The organism is Marinobacter gelidimuriae, assembly GCF_000372805.1.
In the GTDB taxonomy this organism is placed as follows: domain Bacteria; phylum Pseudomonadota; class Gammaproteobacteria; order Pseudomonadales; family Oleiphilaceae; genus Marinobacter; species Marinobacter gelidimuriae.
The window spans coordinates 1-26170 of record NZ_KB889952.1 but is presented as its reverse complement, the minus strand read 5'-3'; the positions used below and the strand labels follow the sequence as shown (position 1 = coordinate 26170).

Here is a 26170-nt window from a genome sequence, read left to right as displayed (position 1 = left end):
AACGCTTCAGGGTGCTGGAAAAAGCACTTTTATTCGACAGCGGACATGGTAGCTATGGATTCCAACACATTGCGCGCTTTTCTGGCCATTGTTGACCAGGGCTCGTTCTCTGAAGCCGCAGAGCAGCTGCACATTACCCAGCCTGCCATCAGCAAGCGGCTGGCCGCTCTGGAAGCCCAGCTCGGCGCCGAGCTGGTTGATCGCAGCCAACGCCAGCTCAAACTGACCGACGCCGGCGCACGGCTGCTGCCCCACGCCAGGCGGATTCTGGATGAAATTCACAACGCCCGCATTGCCCTGTCGCCAAGCACCCGCGAAGTGGCCGGCGAGCTACAGATTATTGCCAGTCACCACATTGGCCTGCACCACCTGCCAAGCTGGCTGCGGCGCTTCAAGCGCGATTATCCGCAGGTCACCCTTGATCTTCAATTTATGGAATCAGACGCCGCCTACGCCCAGATGCGCAAACGCGGCGCCGAACTGGCCTTTGTTACCCTGAGCGATGGTATCGACCCGAACTTTAAGGTGTACGCCCAGTGGCCAGACCCCATGGCGTTTGTGGTCGGGCCGGAGCATCCGCTGGGAGCGCTAGAACAGCCTACTCTGGCGGACTTGTCTGGCCACGCTGCGCTATTGCCAGACACCAGTACGGGAACGTATCGGTTGGTCAGCCGGCTGTTTATGGAGGTCAACCTGCCGTTAAGCTCGCAGATGCCCACAAACTACCTCGAAACCCTGAAAATGATGACCAGTGTGGGTCTTGGCTGGAGCGTATTGCCGGTGCGCATGCTGGACAGCAGCCTGCGGGTACTGCCGGTAGCACATTCAGTGGCGCGGCTGATGGGGGCTATTGGCCTGTCAGGCAGAGACTTGAGCGGTGCCGCCCAGGCTCTGCTGGCGATTGTGGAACAACAGGAAAAAGCCCGGCGTAGTGACCCGCTAAAGCGGGGACAGATTTCAAATCTGTCCCCTACTTTCCTCTAGCTCAGGCGGCGGAGGCGGTGGTCGCAAACCGCGCCAGGCTGCGGCGAACGCCAGGGCGGTGACAACCGCGCTGCCCAGGAAGGCCGCGGAGGTGTCAATACCGTCTACCAGGAACCCCGCACCCCAGGCACCCAAAGCCCCACCGGCACCAAACGTTAACCCGCTATAAAGTGCCTGCCCCTGGCCGTGATGATGGCGGCCAAAAAAGCCTTGAATGTACTGCACCGACACCGCGTGTAACGCGCCGTAAGATGCCGCATGCAACAGCTGGGCAAATATCAGCACCGGCAGCACCGACGCCATTTCCGCAATCAGCAACCAGCGCAGCAGGCTTAGCAGCAAGGCCGCCAGCACAATGTGGCGCACGCTGAAACGCGCGCCCAGGCGATGCATCACCATAAACAGGACAATTTCGGCGATAACGCCCAGCGACCACAACAGGCCAATAGCCAGCTTGCCGTAATCGTGCAGCTGCAGGTGAATACTGAAAAACGTGTAGTAAGAGCCGTGGGCCACTTGCAGTAAAAAGTTCATCACAAAAAACGCAATCACCGCAGGATGGGTCAGAATGGCCTTCAGGCTGCCCCGCGGAGACTTCTGGCTGCGAATGATTTTTTCAACAGGCAGCATCCAGGCCGACACCGCAATGCCGGCAAACAGCGGAATCAACAGCATCGGCAAATAGCGGATATCCACCCATTCCAGCAGTACGCCAATCAACGCCACGGCGGCAATAAAGCCCACCGAACCCCACAAGCGGATTTTGCCGTATTGGTCCCGCTGTGCACCCAGAACCTGCAGAGTGATGACTTCGTAAAGGGGCAGCACGGCGTTCCAGAAAAAAGTGAACGCCAGCATCACCAGCAGCAGGCCGGTAAAGCCCGGCTCTAGAAACACGCCAGCAAAACACAGGGAACCGGTGATCGTACCGAAGCGGACCAGCCGCACCCTTTGCCCGGTGCGGTCGCCCAAATGGCCCCACACGCTGGGGGCCACAATCTTGGTAAGCTGGATGGTTGCCATCAAACTGGCGATTTGCAGATAGGAAAAACCGCGGCCTTCAAGGTAAAGCGACCAGTAAGGCAGCATCCCGCCCAACAGGGCGAAGAACCAGAAATACAAATTCGACAGGCGCCAGTGCGTCACTGTTACCCCTTACCTTTAATTCGCGCCGTTACCTTTCAGTACCATTTTTAAGCCAGTAGGGACGGATTTGAAATCCGTCCCTGGTGCAAATCCGTCCCTGGTGTCTTTCGCCAATTCCTTTTAGCAGGAGCATCAAAGCTGGGGCAGCACCGGCGTGGTTACCCGCACATCAGCGTTCTGGCCGCGATGGCGCAAATAATGGTCCAACAGCACAATCGCCATCATCGCCTCGGCGATGGGCGTCGCGCGAATGCCCACGCAGGGGTCGTGGCGGCCGGTGGTGATAATCTCGACCGGGTTGCCGTCGACATCAATACTCCGGCCCGGCAAGCGCAGGCTGGAGGTCGGCTTGAGTGCGATACTGGCCAGAATGGGCTGGCCAGAGGAAATGCCCCCCAGAATGCCACCGGCTTGATTCGACAAAAACCCTTCCGGCGTCATTTCATCACGGTGCTGAGTCCCTTTTTGGTCAATACAGCCAAAACCGGCACCAATTTCAACGCCTTTTACGGCGTTAATACTCATTAAAGCATGGGTAAGGTCTGCGTCTAGCCGATCAAACACCGGCTCGCCCAGCCCCGGTGGTACGCCTTCGGCCACCACGTTAATACGGGCGCCAATCGAGTTGCCCTCTTTAACCAACGCTTTCATGTAGGCTTCCATTTCCGGCACTTTGCTGGCGTCCGGGCAGAAAAACGGATTCTGGTGTACTTGCTCCCAATCCAGGGTTTCGGCTTTTATCGGGCCTAATTGGCTCAGGTAGCCACGCACAGTAATGCCGAGGCGCCGCAGCAGGAATTTGCGTGCTACGGCGCCAGCGGCCACACGCATGGCGGTCTCGCGGGCCGAAGAGCGTCCGCCACCGCGATGATCCCGCTCACCGAATTTGTGGTGATAGGTGTAATCAGCGTGGGCCGGGCGAAACTGGGTGGCAATTTTTGAATAATCTTTGGAGCGCTGATCGGTATTTTCAATCAGCAGACCAATGGACGTGCCGGTGGTGCGACCTTCAAACACACCGGAAAGAATGCGCACTTCATCGGCTTCGCGGCGCTGGGTGGTGTAGCGCGACGTGCCCGGTTTACGGCGATCAAGATCGTACTGCATGTCTTCTTCAGACAGCTCGAGCCCCGGCGGACAGCCATCAATTACACACCCCAGAGCGGCCCCGTGGCTTTCACCAAACGTGGTCACCGTGAACAGTTTGCCAAATGTGTTTCCAGACATAATTCAGTATCTTATCCAGTTGTTATAAGAAGGTTGTAACGATTTTATCAGCTATTCGCCAAGTATTTACGCAAATCTTTAGCGACAATAGCGAGCACCCCGTCGCCACCGTTTTCAAACTCCAGCCAGGTCAGCGGCAGCTGTGGATAGGCCGCGTCCAGCTCGGGCCAGCTGTTACCCACTTCCACAATCAACAAACCGTTTTCGGTCAACCGCTCGGCGGCTCCGGCCAATATGCGATGGGCAATCTCCAGGCCGTCATCACCGGCCGCCAGACCCAATACCGGCTCATGGCTAAACTCCGCAGGCATGCTGGCCAGGTCCTGCGCATTCACATAGGGCGGGTTGCTCAGAATCACATCGTAACGTTCATTCAGATTGCTGAACACATCCGATTGCACGGTGCGCACCCGCTCACCCAGTTGGTACATTGTAATATTGGAATCGGCCACCGCCAGCGCGTCAGTAGAAATATCCGCCAGGTCCACCTCGGCGTCTTCAAACACCGTGGCGGCGGCAATACCAATGCAGCCGCTGCCGGTACACAAATCCAGAATACGCTCAACATAAACGTCGCCCAGCCAGGGCTGCAAGCCATTTTCCAGCAGCTCTGCCAGCGGTGAACGCGGCACCAGCACCCGTGGGTCTACGTTAAATGGCAGCCCCATAAACCAAGCTTCGCCCAACAGATAGGCCAGCGGAACCTGCTCTTCTACCCGGCGCTCCATGCGCTCCAGAATCAGCTCGCGCTCTTCGCGCACCAGGCGCGCATCCAGAAACAGGTTATTGTTTTCCAGCGGCAAATGCAGGCTGCGCATAACCAGCTGTACCGCTTCGTCCCAAACGTTGTCGGTGCCATGGCCAAAGTACAGCGGCGACTTGGCAAAACGGGAACAGGCGTAGCGCAAAAAGTCGCGTACGGTGGCCAAATCATCAACGGGGCTGGTCACGGCAAAAGAGTCCTGTCTGAACGGAAAATGGGCGCACAGTATACGTGTTTTAGCTGTCTTGCGCGCGGCCTAAACCGCCAACGGGCCTGAGCTGCTGTGGTCTTGCTCATAGCGGTCCAAAGCCGCTGCCATGCGCTCACGACCAAGCTGAATCAGCTCTGGTGCTTTGTGGAAATCGTAGCTGCGGCATACGTTCTTCGGAATATTCACCAACAGATCAGGCGGGTAGCCGGCAATTTTGTACTGCACCAGCACGCTCTGCATGGTTTCAATGGCCAGGTTCATCACCTCGAACTTACCAATACCCAGCTTTTCCCAGTTAATGGTCTGGCCTTCGTCCTGAGCTTTGCTGGTGCTTGTCGGCTCGGGCGATTTCGGGCTTTGTACCGCTTCTTCTCCGGCCTGCTTTCGCTGTTTTTTGGCGTTCTGCTTTTGCACTTCGCGGCTGATTTTATCTTCCGCAGGCTCACCGTCGACTTTGCCGCCGGCCAACCCTTTCAACGTGTCCCAGTCAAACCAGCGCGACGCTTTTTCGCGCATGGCGCTCATCCACTCTTCACTGTCGTTATCGTCGTCCAGGCTGGTAAACGCCGCATCCGACAGGCGCTGGCGGCGGTCGTCTTCACCCGCCAGGTTCACCGCAACAATCAGGTCGGCGTGGGCCGAAATGGTCGGAATGATCGGCAGCGGGTTCAGGGTGGAGCCATCGACCAGCACCCGGCCGTTCAGAACCAGCGGCGTAACCACACCGGGAATAGCCACCGATGCGCGTATAGCCTGGTCCAGAGGGCCTTCCTGAAACCAGATTTCTTTATGGCCCAGCAGGTCTGTGGCTACCGAGGTAAACGCAATGGGCAGGTCTTCTATGCGAGTATCTCCTAAAATGTCGCTTACGATCGAAAAGATTTTGTCACCGCGAATAGCGCCCACCGCGCTGAAGGTTACGTCCAGCAGCCTTAGCACATCGAACTGCCCTAACCCCGTTACCCAGTCTTTGTACTGCTGCAGTTTTCCCGCGGCGTACATGCCGCCCACCAGCGCTCCCATAGAGCAACCGGATATAGCAATAATTTCATAACCGCGCTCGTTAAGCACTTCAATAGCGCCAATATGGGCATAGCCGCGGGCTCCGCCGCTGCCCAGGGCGAGCGCTACGGTAGCGCGCTTTTGCCGAGACGCCGACTTTTTGTCTTTGCCGGTTTCCGGCGCACCGGCAGAAGCCAGGCCGCCGCTTTCGACCACCCCGGAACTGCTGCTCGCAGCGGTTTTCGCGGGACCTGCCGCCAGGCTTTTGCCAGCAGCTGCAACAGCCTTTTCATCGTCTTTAGATGTCATGACATCACCTTGAAATCACCACAATTTCCACACGATTGCCTTTGCGCTTCGGATCTGACTGAATAATGCTCGGGCCCACCACTACTAACTGCTGGCGATCCTTCTCAATGCCGGTTTGCACCAGCAAATCAGACATTGACTCACCGGCCGTGCGTGCGCGGGCCATGGCGTCTTCCAGCGGCTCACTGCCTTCCAGTTCCGAGTAGGTGATCAGCATCACGGTGCTGCCGTCGGCATCGGCCCAGTCCCGTAACATGCGGCGGTCACGTGATTGCCAGTCAAAGCGCACAATGAAGCCGTCTTGCCAGGCCACCGTCAAAGGCCCGCGAATGCGACTTTCCAGAGATCCCAGGCCCGGCACCACCGCGCCTTGGCCAACCTCGAAGTGCTCTACCCATACGTATTCGCTCAGGTTACCGCGGGTAACCGTGTATACCAGGGTTAGCCAGCGCTGGCCGTCTTCACTGACAGTGCCCGCCACCAGGTAATCCTGTGCAGTGTCGCGGCCAAGCAGCATGGATTTGTCAAAAATCTGATTGGCCCACACGTTGCTGCGACCGCAACGCACGCCTGTACATTCGAACAATATGTTAGCGCCGGAATCCAGCATCGTCTGGCGATAGTGGTTCAACGCGCCCACCCGACTGGCGTCGTTGTTAATACGGTACAGCAGGCTATTACCGGATACCGGCAGCCGCGCCATCACATCGGACCGAATTTCACTGTTAATCTCCCGCACCGGGCTGAACAGAACAAGATGCCCGCCCGACTCCAACGGCCGGGTTTCTTCCAGTTGTGACAAAGGAAACGGCTCTGGAGTTGTCTCCGGAAATGCAGCCAGTGCCTGTTTGCTGGCAACAGCGAGCATCGCTCCAAGTGTTAACGTAGCTCCAATAACAAAATTTTTCGCACATTGACTATGCAACACAGCATCACCTATTGATTCAAAAATCGTTTAACAGCCTCGGTCACCGGACGGGTATCGCCATCCAGATGACAGTGGTGGCCGCCGGGAACATCAACCTGCTGGAAATCTTTAATCACTTGGGCGCGGATTTGGGTAGTGTCGGCGTTGTCTGCTAACAATCCGGATTGCGCCCGCACAAATAACGTTGGCGTGCTCAGCGCCGCTAAAGACGCCAGCACCTGCTGTTCTGACGGCATCAGCGCCGAGGGGTGCCGCAACCGCGCATCGGTGCGCCACAACCAACCGCTTTCCACTTTTTGCATATTACGAGGTATAAGGACCAGAGCAGCTTCCGGGCTCAAAGGACTCAGGCCGCCGGCCCGTACCTTCGCCGCTGTCGCCAGGTCCGGATACAACGCCGGCTTGCTAGAGCCCGCCAGGCGTTTGCTGATGGAACGGCGCAACTGGGGAATCACTTCGTGTTCGTGACGGCTGAGCGCACCCAGGCTGTCAATCAGCACCAGTTTGCGCACCCGCTCGGGGAATGCCGCAGCGTAAAGCGCCGCAACAATGCCGCCAAGGGAGTGCCCAGCCAAGTCCAACGGAGTCTTGTCAGCGTCAAAGTGAAGTTCGATCAGTTCGGCAAGATCCGCTACGTAATCCATCAACACATAATGTTGCCCCGGCGGGCGATGGCCGGAACGGCCGTGGCCTGCAAAATCAAACGCGTACACGTCGCCAAGACGGGTCAGCTCCGGTGCCAGATGGGTAAACGTATCGCTGTTATCAAGCCAGCCGTGCAGCAACAACATTGGCCGCAGGTTCGCGGTTTCGGGCTGTGCAGGCCAGCTCAAACCCGCCAGCGTGATGTGTTCCAGTGGCCAGAGAGCTTCCCGCCCGGCGGCAAATTCTGTGCCTGTATCCGCCAACGCGGCAGCAACTTCGGTCATCGGGTACCTCAGAGTGTATGGGTGGGGCGGTCAGAATTCAGCGAACCCGCCAAATACGACTCGATTTTGGTTCTGGCCAATTCAGCGTCATCACTGAACTGTACGCCAATACCGGCCGCGCGGTTCCCTTGTGCGCCTTTTGGTGTAATCCAGATAACCTTGCCAGACACCGGCAACTTCTCCGGTTCGTCCATCAGATTGAGCAGCAAAAACACCTCGTTACCAAGCTGGTACTGCTTTTGGGTGGGAATAAACAGGCCACCCTGGCGGATATAAGGCATATACGCAGCGTAGAGCACTGCTTTGTCTTTAATGGTCAGGGTTAATATGCCACTGCGATTTCCGAATCCGGACCCCATAACAAATACCTTATCTGTGGTGTGTCAATAAATGGTTCAATAAACGTTTCGGTAAACGTATCAATAAAGTTTGGTTAATCATAACAGTAGCGAGACCGATGCGGGTATTTGCCGGCTCTTCAATCAACATTAGCCTGCGCGGCTATCTCAGCCGGCACGCTGGCGTTTTGGCATCAGTTGTTGCCACGCCAGCAGCAGCCGGCTGGCTTCCAGCTCCGGGCTGGCATTGTATACAACGGCTTCACGCCCTTCACGCACCGCGCCCAGCAATTCATGGGCGCGCCAGGGCGGATTGCAGCCGGCCAGGAAGCGCAGCATATCCGCGGCTTCATGGTGCGCCGGCTCACCCCCGGCGCTCAGGCGGGCCAGGTCTGCCGCCCAGCCTTCAAACAGCCCCAGGGTTACATCCAGCCCCAGGACTTTGAAGGCTTTGGCAGCATCGGCCAGGGTCATCTGGTTTTTCATAAAATCGCGAAAACCGCAAAAAGCCGCGTCGTGCAGCGCTATAAAGCCGCTGTTCAGATAATCCAAAGCCAGCCTCGGGGCATTGCCAGCCAACATCAACGCTTTCGCCACGGAAGTGCTTTCCGGCTGCTTTTCAGGTGGTAGCAGGGCCAGTTGGCCCACCAGCCAGCGTTCGGCGTCAGCTGCCACGGGTACCGGCAACGTATGAGTCTGACAGCGCGAGCGAATCGTCGGCAACAACGGCCGGCCACTTTCCTGTAACAGCAACAGCACGGTATCACCGCTGGGTTCTTCCAGGGTTTTCAGCAACGCATTGGCGGCGTTAATATTGAGCTGGTCGGCGCGATCAATAATCGCGATTTTACGATGACCCACCTGAGGTGACGCAGAAGCAAAAGTAATCAATTCCCTGATTTGAACAATGCGCACCATGCGCGATTTTTCAGGGGCGTATACCCGCACATCGGGATGGCTGCCGGCACGTTTCAATTCGCACTGTTTGCAGTGGCCACAGGCTTGTGGCATTCCCTGCGGGTCGGTTTGCAGCTGATCACACAGCAACAAACCGGCAACCGCATCGGCCCAGGCACGTTTACCAACACCGCGCTCGCCATTAATAATCAGTGCGTGGGGCAGCCGCGACTCCGCCAGCTGTTTCTGCACGCTGTGCCAGGCTTTTGCCAGCCAGGGCATATCGGTCGCCATATCGGTGTCCTGGTGTATCAATCCTTTGCCTCGCTGCTCGCTTAGAATGATTCGCTCGATTGAGCGGGAGACCCGCCTGAACCCGCGCCCGCCTGCCGGCGCTGCCGTTTCATACGGGCCAGCAAGCGCCGCAGAAGGCGGATATCCGACGCCGGCTGCGCAACTGCATCAACCGTTTGGCGACTATAGTAATGAGTATTGACCACACCGGCAAAAACTCTGGCAGAATCCGCCAGCGCCGGTTCCGCCCGTGCCAGCCGTTCAGCCAGTCCCAGGGGCGTTTCACCCTGGCGTACGGGTACACCAACACCTTCGCAAAACCTTTGCCAACGCTTAAGTTGACGCGCCACGCCGGTATGGCGACCGCCCTGCCGGCCGCGCCAGGCACTGATCAACCCGGCCAACAGCAGTGCGGCCGCCACAGTGCCGGCGCTAATATAACCCAGGTCGCGCATGGTAAGGCCACCGGGCAAGCGCGACAGCAGGTCCATCTGGCTCTGGCCCTGATACCCTACCACCCAGCGTTGCCACTGATAATTGATGCGATCCAGCTGCAGGCTGTCCCAAGTAAGCAGCGGCAAGTTGCCGTACTTTTGCGGCGACATCCAGCTGTTTTCCAGAAACGAACCTTCTTCTGCCATCGCCTCGCGCAGGCCGGATTCAATGCGCGACGGCGCAATCGCCGCGGTCGGGTCAAGCCGAATCCAACCCGCACCCTCAAACCAGCCCTCTACCCAGGCGTGGGCGTCGTACTGACGCACAATCAGGTATTCGTCGCCAGCCCCCGATTCACCGCCCTGATACCCAACCACCACCCGCGCCGGAATACCGGCTGCTAACCTGCACTGCAATGGCGTCGTCTTTACCAGCGGTCAGGCGCAAGCTGAACGGCACTGTGTCACCGGCAACGGCCTCTCCCGCCCGGCTTAGAGCCAGAGTCAAACCTGCCAGATTACGGTGGGTCTGGTGCATGGCGCCCACAAACACTCCGCCAAGTACAAAGGTCAGCATATAAATCAGACTGTTTTGATAGTTGATGCCGGTAATCAGCATAATCAGTAGAAGTGCACCGAACATCACGCCGGCACCGGTAGGCAGAATAAACAGATTTTTCTGGCTGAACGTCTGGCAGTCAGATCTGGGCAGGCGTCGATTCACCCAGCGCTGCCAAAAACCATCGATTGTCGGTTTCTTCATTGTCATAAATCCAGTATACGTAACAGCCTTTCGCGAATCGCCAGCGTATAGACAAATCGTCGAATAAATTTCCCTTCAAAAGAATACGAGAGGTTTTCCCTTTGATAGCGGCTACACCCATCAGCGCTGATCAATTTGCCCGGCTTCAGGCCCATGCCAGCCAGTGCAGCGACTTTATCTGCCTGGGTGCTCCCGGGGCGGAAGCTGGCCGCGGTGAACGCTTTGGTTTCACTGCACTGGCAGCCGAGACCGTAGCGCTAGCAGGCAGCGATGTATACGCCGATAAAGCTGCGCTGGCCCGCACCGCGCACTTTATGGAAAAGCAGCTGGCGCAGATGGAAAGTCAGCATTCGCAGGTTAACGAGCCGGCGTCGCAAACGACACCCTGGCTGAATGGCGGCTGGCTGGGTTTTGCCAGTTACGAGTTGGGGTATCGGCATTTGAAAGCTCCGACGAATACGGCAACAGCTACTTCACCCAGCGCCGACCTCAATCCATTGCCCGCCATGCAAGCCGGTTTGTACCTGTGGATGGCGAGCTGCGATCGGCAAAGCGGACAATATTACCTGTGGATTCATCCGCGGTGCGCAACGGCAACTCGGGCGCAACTTGCGGACTGGCAACAAGAAGACGCAGCTTCGCCCCTGCCCGAACAACACTGGCGCATGACCCAAGCCTTTGCGCCACGGCAATCAGCGGCAGATTTCATGGCCGGCGTTGAACGGGTGAAAGAGTACATTCTGGCGGGCGACTGCTATCAGGCCAATTTGTCCCAGCAGTTCAGCGGGCATTACCGGGGCGACCCCTGGCGCGCCTATCAGGCGCTTGCCAGCGCGCACCCTACGCCCTACGGCGCCTTTCTGCGGCTTGGCGACCAGGCCATTGTATCGGCCTCGCCGGAGCGTTTTCTTCAGATCAGCGGCGATACCGTGCGCACAAGCCCTATCAAAGGCACACGGCCACGGGGCAAAGATGCCGAGCAGGATCGCGCCCTGGCGCAGGAATTGATGGATTCAGAAAAAGACCGGGCAGAAAATCTGATGATTGTGGATCTGCTGCGCAACGATCTGGGCCTGAACGCGGCTACCGGGTCTGTGCGTGTGGATAAACTGTTTGCGCTGGAGTCTTATCGCAATGTACACCACTTGGTAAGCCACATTCGCGCAACACTGGCGCCCGGTGTATCACCGCTGCGGGCGTTTTTCGATGCTTTTCCAGGTGGTTCGATTACCGGCGCGCCAAAAATTCGCGCCATGGAAATTATTCAGGAACTGGAGCCGCACTGGCGCGGCCCTTACTGCGGCTCAGTATTCCATCGCAACTTCGACGGCCAGCTAGACAGCAGCATCGCCATTCGCACCTTGGTGTGCGACAACACCGGCGCCATTCATTGCTGGGGCGGCGGCGGCATAGTCACGGATTCAGAAGCCGAGAGCGAATATCAGGAAACCCTGACCAAGGTAAAACCGCTGATGGACTGCCTGGAAAAAGCAGGCGGACTATAGGTAAGAGGTATATAGGTTAGAGGTATATAGGCCCGCTCTCTTACAACACAAGTCCCGGTTCCAGATTTAAAAGGCAATCAGGCGCTGTGCACCAGGCTGGCCTTCAGGAATTCCTGTTTCAAATCGTCAAACGTCTGCACTGCCGGGAACTGCGGAAATTCGCTGATCACGTTTTGCGGCGCGTGGAACAAAATACCGGCCTCAGCCTGCGCCAGCATGGTGGTGTCGTTGTACGAATCGCCGGCGGCAATCACCCGGTAATTCAGCAGCTGGAAGGCGCGAACCGACTGGCGCTTGGGGTCACGCTGACGCATCAGATAGTTGGTAATCTGGCCGTTGTCCGCTACTTCCAGTTTGTGGCACAGCAGCGCAGGATGGCCCAGCTTGGCCATCAGCGGCATGGCAAATTCGTAGAAAGTGTCTGACAGAATCACCACCTGAAAGCGCTCGCGCAGCCAGTCCAGAAATTCTGCTGCACCGGGCAGCGGGTCCAGCCCGCCAATGACTTCCTGAATTTGCGGCAGGCCGTAACCGTGTTGGTCTAACAGCTTCAGGCGCTGTTTCATCAGTACGTTGTAATCAGGAATGTCGCGGGTGGTTGCCTTAAGTTCTTCAATGCCGGTTTTCTCCGCAAACGCAATCCAGATTTCTGGAATTAATACTCCTTCAAGATCAAGGCATGCCAGTTCCACAGTGCTCTCCTGTTTCATCAATAAGGGAAGATTCGGTTGCAATCACAGCGCCGCGCACCCGCATCGGTTCGCTATGATAGAAAAAACCGCACGGAATTGCATCGCTCTGCAAACAGCCCGTCAGAGCACGGGTAGCTCTACATTCTCGAACAGCGCTTCAATCTCAGCGCGGTTGCTCTGTTTAGACACAACCTGATCCACTACGTCGCGGGTCAGGTGGGGAGCAAAGCGCTGGATGAAATCGTACATGTAACCCCGTAAAAAGGTGCCCTTGCGGAAGCCAATATGGGTAATGCTGCTGTCGAAGAGCTTGCTGGCGTCTATCACCACCAGGTCAGTGTCTACTTTCGGGTCGTACGCCATGCTGGCAATAATGCCCACGCCAAGCCCCAGGCGCACGTAAGTTTTGATCACGTCGGCGTCGGCGGCGGTAAACACCACCTTGGGAATCAGGCTTGCGCTTTTGAAGGCTTCATCAAGCCGCGAGCGGCCGGTAAAGCCGAATACATAGGTTACCAGGGAATATTCCGCCAGCTTGGCGAGGGTCAGCTCCGGTCCCGCTGCCAGCGGGTGGTCTTTGGGCACCACGATGCAGCGATTCCAGCGGTAACAGGGCATCATGATCAGGTCGTTGAACATTTCCATGCCTTCGGTGGCAATGGCGAAATCGGCCGTGCCGGTGGCGGCCATTTCTGAAATCTGGGTGGGCGTACCCTGGTTCATGTGCAGAGACACGTCTGGATAGGCGTCCAGAAACCCACGAATCACCGGCGGCAAGGCGTAACGTGCCTGGGTGTGGGTGGTGGCTATGCTCAAGTCACCGGCGCGCTGATCACTGAATTCCTGGGCAATCTTTTTGATACCCTCGGCGCGGCGTAAAATTTCGCCGGCTTCGCGCACAATAATCTCGCCACCCGGGGTAATGCGGGTCAGATGCTTGCCACTGCGGGCAAAAATCTCAAGCCCCAGTTCGTCTTCCAGCAGGCGAATCTGCTTGGAAATACCCGGCTGCGACGTAAATAGACTCTGCGCAGTAGCAGACACGTTCAGGTCGTGGTGCGCAACCTCCCAGATGTAGCGTAACTGTTGTAGTTTCATTAGCTGGGTTGCTCCTTGGACGACCGGCGCAACGGGCCGATTCGCAATCACTGATTTAAAGGTTGAAAAATTTAATTTTACGCATAAGAAAATTATTTTTCATTCTTTTTTCGAATAATTAATACTCAATCACCCGCCGAAACGGCGGTAGCGAATCCAGCAGCAGCTGACCATAGCGCCGCGCCACAATGCGCCGGTCCAGAATGGTCACCCGCCCGGTGTCTTCTTCGGTGCGCAGCAAGCGCCCTACTGCCTGAACCAGCTTAATAGAGGCTTCCGGCACGGTAATCTCCATAAACGGATTACCACCGCGCTGGGTCACCCACTCCGCCAGGCTGGCATCAATCGGGTCATCGGGTACTGAAAACGGCAAACGGGTAATCACCACGTGGTGCAGGTACTTACCCGGCAGGTCTATGCCCTCGGCAAAACTGGCAACACCAAACAACACGCTGGGCCGGCCTTCATCCACCCGCGCGCAGTGTTGGCGCAGCACTTCGCCTTTGGCCATGTCGTCCTGGGTAATAATCAGCCCGGGGTAGTCACTGGCTAGAGCGTCCCTTACCTGGTGCATCTGGCGCCGCGACGTAAACAACACCAGGGTCGCGGTTTCCCCTTGCCACAGCGTGGGCAGGCGTTCAATCAGCTCTTCCAGAAAACCGTCGTCGGTGGGCATGGCCTTCATGGCCGGCACTTCCACCGTGGCCATCTGCTGGTAACGGAACGAGCTGGGCACCACCAGGTAGCGGGCGTCTTCCGGTAATCCCGCGCGGGAACGCAAGCGGTCAAATTTCCCCAAAGCGGTCAACGTGGCACTGGTAAGCACCGAACCGTAGGCCCGCGACCACAGCCGCGTATACAGCAGGTTGTCGGCTAAAACCGGCGAGCTGTAAAGGGTGATGTCCTCGGCGTGGTCCCAGCGTTGGCGCACTGTCCAGCGTGCCGGCGGCGGGCTCTTTGTTTCCTCACACCAGGCCGCCCAAAGGCGCAGCTGCTCTTCAGAGCGGCTGTGGAACGAGCCAATCACCGGATACCAGGATTCTGCCGTTGCACGGTCAATATCGTGGGTTTTGCGCTCGTCAAAGGCACCCTGAAGCTCTTCAGCCAGAGCACCCAGGTGGCGCGAAAAATTAGCGCTGGCAATGCGCGCTTCCGCTGCCAGTACCGCCATGGCATCCGGCAGCTGGCCTTCGGGATAGCGCCACTGGGCCGAGCGGCGCTCTTCGTTAAATTCCCAGGTAATATTGTGTTCGCAGTATTCGTATACCCGGGTGACCACCAGGTCGACGTCCCGCGCGGCTTCGCTGATGCGCTCCAGGATTTTTGCCCCCTGGGTGCCCGGGCTCAGGTGCGGCTGCATTTTTACCAGCATCTGCGACAACTGTTTTAGCCAGCTGCGAGTAGAGTTCAGCGAAATGGACGCGGCGAAGTGATTCAGCGCTTTGTCTGGCAAGTGGTGGGCTTCGTCAAATATAAACAGGGCGTTTTCCGGCTCTGGCAGTATCGCGCCGCCGCCCAGAGCGAGGTCCGCCAGCACCAGGTCGTGGTTGGCTACGACTATATCGGCGGCGTCCAGATCTTTGCGGGCTTCAAAAAACGCACAGCTGTCAAAATAGCTGCAGTGGCGATTGGTGCACTGGCGATGGTCGGTGGTTACCTGGCGCCAGATATCGTCCGGAATCTGCTCCGGCCAGTGGTCGCGGTCGCCGTCCCACTTGCGTGCGCCGTAGCTGGCCAGCATTTCCTCGAAAAACGCGCGGGTACCGGGTTCCTCTTTACCCGGTGCATCCAGCAAAAACAGCGGCATGGCGTCACTGTCGCCATTGCCTTCGTCGTGCAAGCGGCCTTCCAACCGAGACATACACAAATAGCGGCCGCGGCCTTTGGCCAGGGTCCAGTTTATATCCAGCTTGCTGTGTTTTTTCAGGTCTGGCAGGTCTTTCAGAACAATCTGGTCTTGCAGCGCCACCGTGGCAGTGGAAATCACCAGGGTTTTATTCAGGGCTTTGGCCACCGGAATGGCGGCAATCAGGTAGGCCAGGGTTTTACCGGTACCGGTACCGGCTTCCACCACGCACGCCGAAGGCGGTGACGTACGCTGGCCATCGTTGTCGGTGATGTCGCCCATATAGCGGGCGATTTCGGCAATCATCAGGCGCTGGCCATAACGAGCGCGCACCTGCTTACCCGCCAACATATCGCGGTAACCCTGCTGGATTTGCTGTTTGGTTTGTTCGCTCAGGGCCATCAGCGCGGGCTCATCCAGTCGCGTACTATACCCAGTCGAAATTGTTGCCCTTGTCTGCTTAACACCACGCCATCCTCAGTAATTTCTTCCACCCGCAAGCCTTGAAAACTATCGCCCGGCCGCAGATTCTGGTTATTGATCATTACCCTGCGGGCCTGTGGCACCGAGGCAAATATGTGACTGTTTACCGTCAAATCCGGCACTTTGCCTTGATGGCGTTCGCTCTCCGATTTACGCAGCGCATCTAATATGTAGGACATGCCCTAACCCTCCGGCGGCGCGGGCGCCGCTGCATTAGTGGTCAGAACGTCCCCTTTGTCTTGCAGTCGCGGCACCGCTGCGTTCAGATCATTGTGCATCTGAATCACCGTCATGGCGCCGGCAATGCCGTCTTCAGCCAAACCCTTCCGGCCCTGATACCAGCGCACCTGGTCTTTGCTGGAGCGACGCTTTAGTTCGGCGTTGAGTGCTTGATCGTCAGCGGTCAAACGGTCCACCAGCTCCATCATGCGCGCGCTTAACCACAGGTTTTCGCCGCAACACCACGTAGCGGTCGCGGGTATTGTCGACATCGCTGTGCAATCTGCTTTCTAATCCGGCCCTTAATTTTAAAATGGCCGGCCGGTCAATCAGCTCCAGGCTTAGCCGGGTTCCGGTGCGCTCCAGGCAGCCAAGCCCCTCAGCGCGGGCAAAATAACAGGCTATGGGCGCTTGTTGCGGCTGATAGTTAATCTGCCAGGCGCCAAACAACTGCACAAACGCCGCCGAAAGCTCGAGGCTGTGCGCCTGCAGTTCAAACTTTGTCAGCCCATCAGCGCTGCCGGCTGTTTCGGCAACCGTTGCCGGCGCGACAGTATCGCGTTTTATACGCCCACTGCGCTGAGTCGCTTCGTCGTCCGCTAGTGCCGCTTCTGTTATTGGACTTTCAGCAGCCGGGGAGGAAATAAGCCCGTCAAAATCGCCATTGTTCCAGCGCTGCACGGCCCACAGGGTTAATACGATGGCCATCAACAGGGACGCCAGAAGCGGGCCGAGGCGGCGAAGCCTGAATGCTCCCTGCCCGTTGGAAGGATGGCTACCGCGAACTTCCCGCGCCGCGGTGCGGATATGAACCGCAGTAATTTCGTGTTCGCCCTCGGCGTAGGCGCCCAACAGCGCACGATCACTGATCAGGTTAATCAGTCGCGGTATGCCCTGGCTTTCACGGAATAACCGCAGCCTGGCAGCGCGACTAAACAATTCGCCGCGCACACCGGCCACGCTGAGCCGGTAACGCAAATACGCGGCCAACTCCTGGCGATTGATCGCTTTAAGATGATAACGCGCCGTAATGCGCTGGTTCAGCTGCCGCAGCTGCGGTAACGCAAGAATGTTTTGCAGCTCGGGCTGGCCCAGCAGCACAATCTGCAACAGTTTTTTCTCGGCGGTTTCCAGGTTGGTCAACAGGCGCAGCTGTTCGAGCACACCCGCTGACAAATTCTGCGCCTCGTCAATAATCAGAACTTTGTGCCGACCGGCAGCGTAGGCTTGAAGCAGATGGTGGTTAATCAGGTCTACCAGCTGTTTGATGCTGGCGTCGTCGCGGTGGGGTATTTCCAACTCGTCGCAGATCACCATCAGCATTTCAGCGGCAGACAGGCGCGGGTTGATAATCAACGCAATGTCGGCATTTTGCGGCGCGTTTTCAATAAAACAGCGGCAAATGGTGGTTTTTCCTGTGCCCACTTCCCCGGTAATCACAATAAAACCGCCCTGCCCGGGAATGCCATACATCAAGTGCGCCAAGGCTTCTTTGTGGCGCTCACTGAGGTACAAATAGCGCGGGTCAGGCGCTATGGAAAAAGGGGGCTCGCGAAAACCGAAAAAGTCGTAATACATGCTTACGCTGGTGTCCCGTTTGGCTAATTCGTGAACCTGCTGTGCGAGAGTTTCCTTAACTCATTAGAAGTCATCAAGCATCAGGTCTTCACTCTCGTCGGCGGCAAACGGATCCCGCTGTACCTTGCCGTCGTTAATCAGGAATTCGCGGCGCTGCATAAACGCATTGCGAACGAACACGTAACGGTCACCGGAAATCAGCTTTTCAGCCGGAATCAGGTCAGCCCGCACGTCCACCAGCTGCAAGCCACGAGCGTACCCGTTGTATGGGCTTTCAATTTCGTCCCAGCTGGATGGCAACAAAAAGCTGTCGACACCAAAGCCTGCAAAATCCCGCGGGTTGGATGGCCCCAGCACGGGCAGCATTAAGTAGGAGCCTGCGCCCGAACCCCAATGGCCCAGGGTTTGGCCGAAATCTTCCGGGCGCTCGGGCAAGTCCCAGGCGGTGGCCACATCAAACACGCCCGCCAGCCCGAACACCGTGTTAAAGGTAAAACGACCGGCGGCCACAACGGCCGACTCAAGCTTGAGCTGCAACACGCTGTTGGTGAAATTGCTGACTTCACCCAAATTACTGAACGCATTGGTAACGCCACGGTCCACGAACTCCGGCATAATCGCACGGTAACTCTGGGCGATCGGCTTCAGAAACCAGCGGTCCAGGCCTTCGTTAAACGCAAACACTTTGCGGTTCCAATTTTCATAGGGATCGCGCTTGTGCTTGCTGGAGTTCGTGGTCAAGGGCGCAGATTCAGTAAACCCTGCGCTTACCCGTTGCTCTGCTGTCTGTGTCGATTCCTGGGCCTGTATCGATGCTTGGGCCTGGGCTTGGCCGGATGCGAATAAAAGAATCAACACCAGCGTCGCTAACACGCCACGGGGAAGCATAAACAGTGAGCAAGGCCAGAGATTGAATTGGGTCATGTTAAGCTCTTTTGCATTCTATATTTACAAACGGAGAGATCGATGTCGGTACCGGGAAATCTAGTCAACACAATCACAGCTCCCCTGCGCTGGGGTGATATGGACGCCTACGGACACGCCAACAACACAGTGTACTTCCGCTTCTTTGAGGAAGCTCGAATTGTCTGGTTGGCCGACATCAACATCGGCATGAGCGGCCCTACAGGACCCATCATTATAAAGACTAGCGCGACCTTTCTAAAGGAATTGAAGCACCCTGCCAACTTGGTGATTACCACCTACGCCGACAAAGCCGGCAATACCAGCCTGGACACCTACCACGAGATAAAAGACGCAGACAGCGGACAACTCTACGCGGAAGGCTACGCAAAACTGGTGTGGTTTGACCACAACACCCGCGGTTCCTGCCCTTTGCCAGACACCCTGCGCGCCCTGGCAACAAACCCCTGATCGGCTTGAAGGGTTTGAATGCCTTTGTTTGTCAGCGGCGTCGCACAGCCACGCTGCCGATGGAATAGCCGGCGCCAAACGAGCAGATTACGCCAACATCCCCGGACACCAGATCGTCTTTATTCAGGTGAAAGGCAATGATGGAACCGGCGGAGCTGGTGTTGGCGTATTCATCCAGAATCACCGGTGCCTCGTCTTCGGTGGCATCGCGGCCCAAAACCCGACGCGCAATCAGCTGGTTCATGTTCAGGTTAGCCTGGTGCAGCCACATGCGCCGCAGTTGATCGGGCGTCAGCCCAAGGCTCTGTAGATGGTTCTGAATGGTGTCGGCCACCAGCGGTGACACTTCCTTGAACACCTTGCGACCCTGCTGCACAAACAATTTGTCAGGCTGACCAACACCGCTGTCGTCGGCGCGGTTCAAAAAACCGAAATTGTTGCGAATGGCGTTGGAATACAGGGTTTTCAGATTAGTACCCAAAATTTCAAAGCCGGCGGCCGGCGCTACCGCGTCTTCCCGCTCCACCAGAATGGCGGTGCAGGCATCACCAAATATAAAGTGGCTGTCGCGTTCGCCAAAATTCAGGTGGCCGGAACAGATTTCCGGGCTAACCACCAGCACCGCGCGGGCCGTGCCGTTTTCCACCGAATTCACCGCGGCCTGCAAACCAAACGTGGCAGAACTGCAGGCCACGTTCATATCGTAAGCAAAACCCTGAACGCCCAACGCGTTTTGCACTTCAATCGACACCGCCGGGTAGGACCGCTGCAAGTTGGAGCAAGCCACAATCACCGCGTCTACGTCATCCGCGGTTTTACCCGCCTGCTGCAGAGCTTCGCGACAGGCCGCGACGCTCATATCGCACTGCACCGAAGGCTGATCGTTGGCGCGGTCCGGAATATTCGGCTTCATCCGCGTGGGGTCCAGAATGCCTTCTTTATCAATCACGTGGCGGCGCTTTATACCAGACGCTTTTTCAATAAAGGCCGAAGACGAATGCTCCAGGGCCTGCTGCTCACCGCGGGCAATCGCATCGGCATGCTCGGCGTTGTGCAGGTCTACGTACTGATTGAACGTTGCAACCAGTTCGTCATTGCTGATGGTTGCCGGTGGTGTGTACAAACCGGTTCCACTGATGATGGCTTTAATCACGCTAACCCCGTGTCATGGTTGAAATCTGAAAGGTTAAGGGGAAAAAGGTTACCACAGTCACAGGCGTTTGCCCGCGTTCCCATTACACCCGGGTAGCCTGCCATTGTTTATCAAGGCGCTTGATAGACACCGTCATCTGCGTGCCCAACTGCTGGGCGAAAAACGACACCCGGTATTCTTCCAGCATCCAGCGGTAAAGCTCAAGCTCCGGGTCTTTAACACCCTGGCGTTGCTGCTCAACAAGCTTGCTGGCATAACGCGCCCACAGCGGTTCAATGGTATGCAGGAACTCCCGCTCGCGGCCCATCTCACGCGACATCTTCTCAAACCGTGCCAGAGCCGCTTCAAAATAACGCCCGAACTGGGCCAGCGACTGCGCCGGCGTGTTCACCAAAAAGCCCGGGTAAACAAGGTTCTGCATCTGAAACTTAATGTCAGCCATGGAATTGGCCAGGGCCAGATTAATCTTGCCCTTCAGCCGCTTTGCCACCTGTTGGTAGCCGTGCATGGCCTGGTGAAGGTGGTCTACCGCGGTTTCGAGCGCTGGAATGAAGTCGCCCCGGTGCTGGTTGAAACAAGCATCGAACGCCTCCGGGCTGCGAGGTAATGAACCACCAAAAAAGTGCTGCATGGCGGTCGACAGCAGCAGGTCGTCCAGCAGAATACGCGCCGGCCCTACCGGTGCGAACATCAGCGCCGCCTGTTTGAATTTCGGCAGCTTGCGTTCCAGATCGTCCAAGGTATTGCCAAACCGGTTCAGAATGAGCCGGGCGATGGCCTTGCGGGTAATGGTTTCCGCCGTCAGGGAATCCAGGCAGCGGGTTTGCCGCACGTCTTTGCCCAGGTCTTCCAGAGCCGGATACACAGTCACCTGCATACCGCCTTTTTCAGTTTGCACCTGCTGGGCCAAGGTGCCGAACTGCCAGCTGGTATGAGTCGCTGTGGTGGTCTCGTCTTTGCTGTCGGTGGCGGTAATCGACGCCAGGGCCTGTTCGGCTTTGGCCTCAAGCTGGTTCTGCAAATCAACGGTTTCACGGCTCTCCGCGATGACGGCGCCTTTGTCGCCAGTCACCCGCAGATTCATTCGCAGGTGCCGCGGCAGATCGTTTTGCTGCCAGGATTGCGGGTCTATCTGCACCCCGGTCATGCGCCGCAGCTGCGCGCCCAGTTGCAACGCCAGCGGCTCGTTGGAAGGCTGAAGGTTGGCCAGAGCCGCGTCGACAAAATCCGGCACCGGCACAAAATTACGCCTCAGGGATTTCGGCAGCCCTTTCACCAGCGCAATACACTTTTCCCGCAGCAAACCGGGCACCAGCCATTCCAGGCGACGCGCCGGAATCTGTTTCAGTGCCATCAATGGCACCCGAAGAGTCACCCCGTCGCGCTCGCTGGTGGGCTCAAACTCGTAATCCAGCGGGTATTTCACCCCCTCCCACTCCAGAAAATCCGGGTAGAGGGCAACGGCCTGGGCGTCCAGCGGGCGTTGCAGCACGTCTTCTTCGGTCAGCTCCAGAGCTTTCAGCTCGGCAGCTTCCAGATTTTTCCACCAGTGCTCAAAATGGCGACCGCTGACGATGTCTGCCGGCAAGCGCTGATCATAAAAGGCCACCAGGGTTTCGTCGTCTACCAGCAAATCCCGGCGACGGGTTTTCTTTTCCAGGTCTTCGACCGATTCCAGCATTAACCGATTAAGTTCAATAAACGGCGCCCTTGAGCGGTATTCGCCGTCTACCAGGGCATGGCGAATAAACAAGTCGCGGCAGGCGGCCGGGTCAATGTCGCTGTAAACAATGGCGCGGCGCGGAACAATGTCCAGGCCATACAGGGTGATTTTTTCAAAACCCATCACCTGGGCGCGTTTTTGCTCCCAGTGCGGCTCAAAATAGTGATGCTTTACCACGTGGGCTGCCAAGGGCTCTATCCACTGGGGCTGAATAGACGCCACCATGCGCCCGAACACCCGGCTGGTTTCCACAATTTCAGTGGCCACAATCCACTTGGGTGCGGTTTTCGCCACCTTCGAGCCCGGGAATATCAGCAGCTTGCGATTGCGCGTGGCCATGTATTCGCGGTTTTCAAACTTTGTTGCCACCTGCCCCAACAAACCCGCCAACACCGCGGTGTGTACCGACTGATAGCTGGCAGCCTGGAGATTCAACTTAAGCTTCTGTTCGCGGCAAATCAGCGTCAGCTGGCGGTGCACGTCACGCCATTCGCGCATGCGCATCCAGCTCAGAAAGCTTTTTTGACAGACTTTTTTCAGCTGATTCAGCGACAGTTCCTGGCGCTGCTCTTCGTAAAAATTCCAGATATTCAGCAAAGTAACAAAGTCGGATTCTTTGTCGTTGAAAGGCGCGTGGGCCTGGTCGGCTTGCTGCTGTTTGTCTTGCGGCCTGTCACGTGGGTCTTGCACGCTCAGCCCGGCAATAATAATCAGCACTTCACTCAGGCTGCCCTGCTCCGCAGAGGTCACCAGCATGCGCGCCAGGCGCGGGTCCAGGGGCAGGCGCGACATGGTGCGACCAGCCGCGGTTACCCGGCGCTTGTCGGTGACCGCACCCAACTCTTCAAGCAGTTTGTAGCCATCGTTTATCTGGCGATTATCCGGCGATTCCAAAAACGGAAAGTTACGAATCTCACCCAGGCCCGAGGTAGCCATCTGCAAAATCACCGAGGCCAGATTGGTGCGCAGAATTTCGGGGTCGGTGTATTCCGGGCGATTGATAAAATCGTTTTCGTCATACAGGCGAAAACAGATGCCCGGCGCCACCCGCCCACAGCGGCCGGCGCGCTGGTTAGCGCTGGCTTGGGAAATCGGTTCTATAGGCAAGCGCTGAATTTTCGAGCGCACGCTGTAGCGGCTGATGCGCGCCACACCGGTGTCAATCACGTAGCGAATGCCCGGCACCGTCAGCGAGGTTTCTGCCACGTTGGTAGACAACACCAGGCGCCGGCCGCGATGGCTCTGGAACACCCGGTTCTGTTCCTGATTGCTGAGCCGCGAATACAGCGGCAGCACTTCGGTGTGCCGCAGCTCGGCGTGGCGCAGCACGTTGCTCAAGGCACGAATTTCCCGCTCGCCGGGCATGAACACCAATACATCGCCCGGCGGCTGGCTGGCGCTGCGTTCGTGCTGCTCAATTTCTTCCAGCGCCTGCAAGACGCCGTCGGTCCAGCCCTGATCCCGGTCATCGTCATCGCCTACCAATGGGCGATAGCGCACTTCTACCGGAAAGGTACGACCGCTGACTTCAATCACCGGGGCGTTATTGAAGAATTCGCTAAAGCGCCCAAGCTCGATGGTGGCGGAGGTAATAATGATTTTGAGGTCGGGCCGCTTTGGCAGCAGCTGTTTCAGATACCCCAGCAGAAAGTCGATATTCAGACTGCGCTCGTGGGCTTCGTCGATAATCAGCGTGTCATAACGGTCTAAAAACGGGTCGTGCTGGACTTCCGCCAGCAGTATGCCGTCAGTCATCACTTTCAGGCGAGAATCTTCGGAGGTGGTATCAGTAAAACGAATCTGGTAACCCACTTGCCGGCCGGTCTGTTCACCCAGCTCTTCGGCAATGCGCGCGGCCACGCTGCGGGCGGCAATACGCCGGGGCTGGGTGTGGCCAATCAAACCACGAATACCCAGGCCGGCGTTCATGCAAATTTTTGGGATCTGGGTGGTTTTACCAGAGCCGGTTTCACCGGCAATAATCACCACCTGATTGTCCGCAATAGCAGCGGCTATGTCGTCTACTCGCTCCGAAACCGGCAAGCCCTCAGGGAAACTGGCCGGTTTGTGCAAGCGCTGGCGCGACTGCACTTTTTCTTGCCCAGCTTGCAGCCAGCGGCCGATTTTTCCCAGCTCTTTGGTGCCAGGGCGGCCTTTGGCGCGAGCAAGAGTTCGGGTTATGCGGGCGGCTTCAAGCTGCGCGCAGGCGTCAAGCTGCTCCGTAATGCCATGAACAGCGGACCGAACAGCCGCGCGAGGGTCAGCGGGCGTTGCCGCGTCATGTTCAGGAGGCGTTGCAGAAACAGTGTCAGTTGAAGATTTATTGATTACTTGCTTCATCCCTTAGTTCGCGACGCAGCACTTTGCCAACGTTGGTTTTTGGCAACTCGGTGCGGAATTCAAAATGCCGCGGCACTTTGTAGGCCGTCAGGCGTTCACGGCAGAACTCTTTCAGCTCACCGGCGGTTACACCTTCTTTGGAGGCAACCAGGTACACCTTGACCGCTTCACCGCTTTTTTCGTCAGGGATGCCCACTGCGGCGCATTCCAGCACGTTAGGGTGGCCGCTGATCACGTCTTCGACTTCATTGGGGAACACATTAAAGCCAGAAACAATAATCATGTCCTTTTTACGGTCCACAATGCGAATGTAGCCATCTTCTTGAATAACAGCCACGTCACCCGTCCGCAAATAGCCATCGTCGGTCATGGATTTACGGGTGTCGTCCGGGCGCTGCCAGTAACCGCGCATGACCTGCGGACCCTTAACACAAAGCTCGCCGCGCTCACCAAAGGGCGTTTCATTATTATCGTCATCCACGGTTTTCAGCAGAGTACCCGGCAGCGGCAAACCAATGGTGCCCAGCTGAATAGCGCTGCGCGGGTTAAAGCTCACCACCGGCGAGGTTTCAGTCATGCCATAACCTTCACAAATGTCGCAGCCGGTCACCCGCTTCCAGGTTTTAGCCGCCTTGGACGTCAGCGCCATGCCGCCGGAAGCGGTCAGCTTCAGATGGCTAAAATCCAGCTTACAGAATTCTTCGTTATTACACAGCGCCACAAACAGCGTATTCAGACCCAGAAACGCCGTGAATTCGTGATTTTGCAGCTCTTTCACAAAGGCGTCTATATCCCTCGGGTTGGGAATCAGCACGTTGTGGGCACCGGCTTCCAACAGGGTGCCGCAGTTCAGAGTGAACGAGTAGATGTGATACAGCGGCAGCGGCGCAATCACCACTTCTCTGCCTTCAATAATGTTGTCTTCCAGCATCGGCCGAATCTGCAGCAAGTTTGCCACCAGATTGCCGTGGGTCAGCATGGCGCCTTTGGCCACGCCGGTGGTGCCACCGGTATACTGCAGCACCGCGATGTCGTCCTGTTTGCATTCAACCAGAGTGAACTTCTCGCGGGCACCGGCTGCCAGCACCGCGGGTAATTTGTGGGCCTGAGACAGATTGTACGCAGGCACCATTTTCTTGACGTGCTTGACCACCGCGTTCATCAGCGTGCGCTTAAAGGTGGAATGCATATCCGCCACTTCGGTCACAATCACGTGTCCAATGCTGGTATTGGGCAGCACTTTTTCCGCGTTGGCGGCCATATTAGCCAGCACCACCAGCGCTTTTGCGCCCGAGTCGTTAAACTGGTGTTCCATTTCACGGGGGGTATACAGCGGGTTGGTGTTCACCACAATCAGCCCGGCGCGCATGGCACCAAAGGTAACCACCAAATACTGGCACACGTTCGGCATTTGAACGGCAATGCGGTCACCGGGCTTCAGGTCGGTTTTGTTCTGCAGCCAGGCTGCAAAATGACGGCTTTGAACATCCAGATCTTTATAACTGAGGGTAACGCCAACGGCAGACACTGCCGGGCGATCCGCGTACTTGGTGACCGCCTGATTGAACACGTCAACCATGCTTGAGTATTTTGCCAGATCGACATCCAACGACACACCTTGTGGGTACTTGTCCTGGTAAAACTGCTCGAAACTCATCATTACACGAACTCCTGTCTGGGCTTTTCTAGTTATAACTCAAGTTTCGGGGTTCAAATCCAACCAATAAAGGTGAACACTTCCTCATTCTAGGGCTTCTTGGCGTAAGGTGAAACTATCCATTTGCATGACTTGCGTAAAAAAAGCCACAACCGTTTGGTCAATTTTGCTTAGCACGTCATGTTTTTCAGTATCCGTTAAATTGGCCATGTCATTTAACGCACCGGCAATGAGCGCTTTGAATAACCCCCACAACTTACTGGCAAAATTCAGGCAG

The 26170-nt window shown here is 57.0% G+C and carries 22 protein-coding genes and 2 pseudogenes; 3 read left to right on the top strand and 21 right to left on the bottom strand.

Going from position 1 to position 26170, the window contains the following annotated elements:
• The first annotated feature begins 54 nt into the window (after positions 1 to 54).
• Positions 55 to 984: a LysR family transcriptional regulator gene (locus A3OI_RS0118320; RefSeq protein ID WP_018405659.1), complete on the top strand. Its 930-nt coding sequence runs from the start codon at positions 55 to 57 to the stop codon at positions 982 to 984.
• Here the strand turns inward: A3OI_RS0118320 and A3OI_RS0118315 are convergent.
• The 10 genes and pseudogenes from A3OI_RS0118315 to A3OI_RS0118270 all read right to left on the bottom strand — a co-directional run.
• The gene (locus A3OI_RS0118315; RefSeq protein WP_018405658.1) at positions 958 to 2130 is read right to left on the bottom strand and encodes an MFS transporter; all 1173 of its coding nucleotides are present in this window, start codon (positions 2128 to 2130) and stop codon (positions 958 to 960) included. The two genes, A3OI_RS0118320 and A3OI_RS0118315, sit on opposite strands and share 27 nt — an antisense overlap.
• A gap of 132 nt (positions 2131 to 2262) precedes the next feature.
• Positions 2263 to 3357 (bottom strand): chorismate synthase, encoded by a 1095-nt coding sequence (gene aroC, locus A3OI_RS0118310; RefSeq protein WP_018405657.1) that lies wholly within the window; start codon positions 3355 to 3357, stop codon positions 2263 to 2265.
• 47 nt (positions 3358 to 3404) lie between these two features.
• Positions 3405 to 4307 carry a 50S ribosomal protein L3 N(5)-glutamine methyltransferase gene (prmB, locus tag A3OI_RS0118305; RefSeq protein WP_018405656.1) on the bottom strand — a complete coding sequence of 301 codons (903 nt, stop codon included), beginning with the start codon at positions 4305 to 4307 and terminating at the stop codon, positions 3405 to 3407.
• Positions 4308 to 4376: 69 nt separating this feature from the next.
• Positions 4377 to 5642 carry a patatin-like phospholipase family protein gene (locus A3OI_RS0118300; RefSeq protein WP_018405655.1) on the bottom strand — a complete coding sequence of 422 codons (1266 nt, stop codon included), beginning with the start codon at positions 5640 to 5642 and terminating at the stop codon, positions 4377 to 4379.
• Positions 5643 to 5646: 4 nt separating this feature from the next.
• On the bottom strand, positions 5647 to 6510 hold the full coding sequence (locus A3OI_RS0118295) for a DUF4892 domain-containing protein (RefSeq protein ID WP_018405654.1): 864 nt from the start codon (positions 6508 to 6510) through the stop codon (positions 5647 to 5649).
• Positions 6511 to 6578: 68 nt separating this feature from the next.
• The gene (locus A3OI_RS0118290; protein WP_018405653.1) at positions 6579 to 7499 is read right to left on the bottom strand and encodes an alpha/beta hydrolase; all 921 of its coding nucleotides are present in this window, start codon (positions 7497 to 7499) and stop codon (positions 6579 to 6581) included.
• A gap of 8 nt (positions 7500 to 7507) precedes the next feature.
• Positions 7508 to 7858, bottom strand: coding sequence for a PilZ domain-containing protein (locus A3OI_RS0118285; protein WP_018405652.1), 351 nt, complete (start codon positions 7856 to 7858; stop codon positions 7508 to 7510).
• 147 nt (positions 7859 to 8005) lie between these two features.
• The gene (locus A3OI_RS0118280; protein ID WP_018405651.1) at positions 8006 to 9028 is read right to left on the bottom strand and encodes a DNA polymerase III subunit delta'; all 1023 of its coding nucleotides are present in this window, start codon (positions 9026 to 9028) and stop codon (positions 8006 to 8008) included.
• A 41-nt stretch (positions 9029 to 9069) separates the two neighbouring features.
• Complete coding sequence (locus tag A3OI_RS0118275) at positions 9070 to 9840, bottom strand: DUF4129 domain-containing transglutaminase family protein (RefSeq protein ID WP_018405650.1); 771 nt, start codon at positions 9838 to 9840, stop codon at positions 9070 to 9072.
• A pseudogene (locus tag A3OI_RS0118270) lies at positions 9827 to 10225 on the bottom strand (DUF58 domain-containing protein); the annotation flags it as partial. The pseudogene A3OI_RS0118270 and the gene A3OI_RS0118275, both read right to left, overlap by 14 nt.
• Positions 10226 to 10326: 101 nt before the next feature.
• On the opposite strand from A3OI_RS0118270, the gene pabB reads away from it, so the two are divergent.
• Positions 10327 to 11730, top strand: coding sequence for an aminodeoxychorismate synthase component I (gene pabB / locus A3OI_RS0118265; protein ID WP_018405648.1), 1404 nt, complete (start codon positions 10327 to 10329; stop codon positions 11728 to 11730).
• A 77-nt stretch (positions 11731 to 11807) separates the two neighbouring features.
• Here the strand turns inward: pabB and thrH are convergent, their stop codons facing one another.
• The 7 genes and pseudogenes from thrH to A3OI_RS0118235 form a co-directional block, all read right to left on the bottom strand.
• A complete protein-coding gene (gene thrH / locus A3OI_RS0118260; RefSeq protein WP_018405647.1) occupies positions 11808 to 12422 on the bottom strand; it encodes a bifunctional phosphoserine phosphatase/homoserine phosphotransferase ThrH in 615 nt (204 codons plus the stop codon).
• A gap of 120 nt (positions 12423 to 12542) precedes the next feature.
• Positions 12543 to 13520, bottom strand: a complete 978-nt coding sequence (gene cysB, locus A3OI_RS0118255; RefSeq protein WP_018405646.1) for an HTH-type transcriptional regulator CysB — start codon at positions 13518 to 13520, stop codon at positions 12543 to 12545.
• A 118-nt stretch (positions 13521 to 13638) separates the two neighbouring features.
• On the bottom strand, positions 13639 to 15768 hold the full coding sequence (gene dinG / locus A3OI_RS0118250; protein WP_018405645.1) for an ATP-dependent DNA helicase DinG: 2130 nt from the start codon (positions 15766 to 15768) through the stop codon (positions 13639 to 13641).
• Positions 15768 to 15980: pseudogene (locus A3OI_RS0118245) on the bottom strand (general secretion pathway protein GspB); the annotation flags it as partial. The pseudogene A3OI_RS0118245 and the gene dinG, both read right to left, overlap by 1 nt.
• Positions 15981 to 16031: 51 nt before the next feature.
• Complete coding sequence (locus tag A3OI_RS24160) at positions 16032 to 16277, bottom strand: hypothetical protein (RefSeq protein ID WP_228703039.1); 246 nt, start codon at positions 16275 to 16277, stop codon at positions 16032 to 16034.
• Positions 16246 to 17646: an ExeA family protein gene (locus tag A3OI_RS20875; RefSeq protein ID WP_228703038.1), complete on the bottom strand. Its 1401-nt coding sequence runs from the start codon at positions 17644 to 17646 to the stop codon at positions 16246 to 16248. Before A3OI_RS20875 ends, A3OI_RS24160 begins: the two co-directional genes overlap by 32 nt.
• 63 nt (positions 17647 to 17709) lie before the next feature.
• The gene (locus A3OI_RS0118235) at positions 17710 to 18570 is read right to left on the bottom strand and encodes an MlaA family lipoprotein (RefSeq protein ID WP_018405643.1); all 861 of its coding nucleotides are present in this window, start codon (positions 18568 to 18570) and stop codon (positions 17710 to 17712) included.
• A 42-nt stretch (positions 18571 to 18612) separates the two neighbouring features.
• Between A3OI_RS0118235 and A3OI_RS0118230 the strand changes: the two genes are divergently transcribed.
• The gene (locus tag A3OI_RS0118230; protein WP_018405642.1) at positions 18613 to 19020 is read left to right on the top strand and encodes an acyl-CoA thioesterase; all 408 of its coding nucleotides are present in this window, start codon (positions 18613 to 18615) and stop codon (positions 19018 to 19020) included.
• A 31-nt stretch (positions 19021 to 19051) separates the two neighbouring features.
• Here A3OI_RS0118230 and A3OI_RS0118225 read toward each other — a convergent pair whose 3' ends face one another.
• From A3OI_RS0118225 to A3OI_RS23295, 4 genes are all read right to left on the bottom strand, one after another.
• Positions 19052 to 20173, bottom strand: coding sequence for a beta-ketoacyl-ACP synthase III (locus A3OI_RS0118225; protein WP_018405641.1), 1122 nt, complete (start codon positions 20171 to 20173; stop codon positions 19052 to 19054).
• 82 nt (positions 20174 to 20255) lie between these two features.
• A complete protein-coding gene (hrpA, locus tag A3OI_RS0118220; protein WP_018405640.1) occupies positions 20256 to 24236 on the bottom strand; it encodes an ATP-dependent RNA helicase HrpA in 3981 nt (1326 codons plus the stop codon).
• On the bottom strand, positions 24217 to 25893 hold the full coding sequence (locus A3OI_RS0118215; protein ID WP_026224292.1) for an AMP-binding protein: 1677 nt from the start codon (positions 25891 to 25893) through the stop codon (positions 24217 to 24219). Before A3OI_RS0118215 ends, hrpA begins: the two co-directional genes overlap by 20 nt.
• Before the next feature lie 84 nt (positions 25894 to 25977).
• Positions 25978 to 26170: hypothetical protein (locus A3OI_RS23295; RefSeq protein WP_040475238.1), on the bottom strand; the 193-nt coding region annotated here is incomplete at its 5' end.

Coding starts and splice junctions, on each gene's coding strand:
- A3OI_RS0118290 (WP_018405653.1), bottom strand. CDS start 7,499: ATGACCGAAGTTGCTGCCGCGTTGGCGGATACAGGCACAGAATTTGCC.
- A3OI_RS0118285 (WP_018405652.1), bottom strand. CDS start 7,858: ATGGGGTCCGGATTCGGAAATCGCAGTGGCATATTAACCCTGACCATT.
- A3OI_RS20875 (WP_228703038.1), bottom strand. CDS start 17,646: ATGTATTACGACTTTTTCGGTTTTCGCGAGCCCCCTTTTTCCATAGCG.
- A3OI_RS0118295 (WP_018405654.1), bottom strand. CDS start 6,510: ATGCTCGCTGTTGCCAGCAAACAGGCACTGGCTGCATTTCCGGAGACA.
- cysB (WP_018405646.1), bottom strand. CDS start 13,520: ATGAAACTACAACAGTTACGCTACATCTGGGAGGTTGCGCACCACGAC.
- A3OI_RS0118300 (WP_018405655.1), bottom strand. CDS start 5,642: ATGACATCTAAAGACGATGAAAAGGCTGTTGCAGCTGCTGGCAAAAGC.
- A3OI_RS0118280 (WP_018405651.1), bottom strand. CDS start 9,028: ATGGCGACCGATATGCCCTGGCTGGCAAAAGCCTGGCACAGCGTGCAG.
- A3OI_RS24160 (WP_228703039.1), bottom strand. CDS start 16,277: ATGATGGAGCTGGTGGACCGTTTGACCGCTGACGATCAAGCACTCAAC.
- A3OI_RS0118215 (WP_026224292.1), bottom strand. CDS start 25,893: ATGAGTTTCGAGCAGTTTTACCAGGACAAGTACCCACAAGGTGTGTCG.
- A3OI_RS0118235 (WP_018405643.1), bottom strand. CDS start 18,570: ATGACCCAATTCAATCTCTGGCCTTGCTCACTGTTTATGCTTCCCCGT.
- A3OI_RS0118320 (WP_018405659.1), top strand. CDS start 55: ATGGATTCCAACACATTGCGCGCTTTTCTGGCCATTGTTGACCAGGGC.
- dinG (WP_018405645.1), bottom strand. CDS start 15,768: ATGGCCCTGAGCGAACAAACCAAACAGCAAATCCAGCAGGGTTACCGC.
- aroC (WP_018405657.1), bottom strand. CDS start 3,357: ATGTCTGGAAACACATTTGGCAAACTGTTCACGGTGACCACGTTTGGT.
- hrpA (WP_018405640.1), bottom strand. CDS start 24,236: ATGAAGCAAGTAATCAATAAATCTTCAACTGACACTGTTTCTGCAACG.
- A3OI_RS0118230 (WP_018405642.1), top strand. CDS start 18,613: ATGTCGGTACCGGGAAATCTAGTCAACACAATCACAGCTCCCCTGCGC.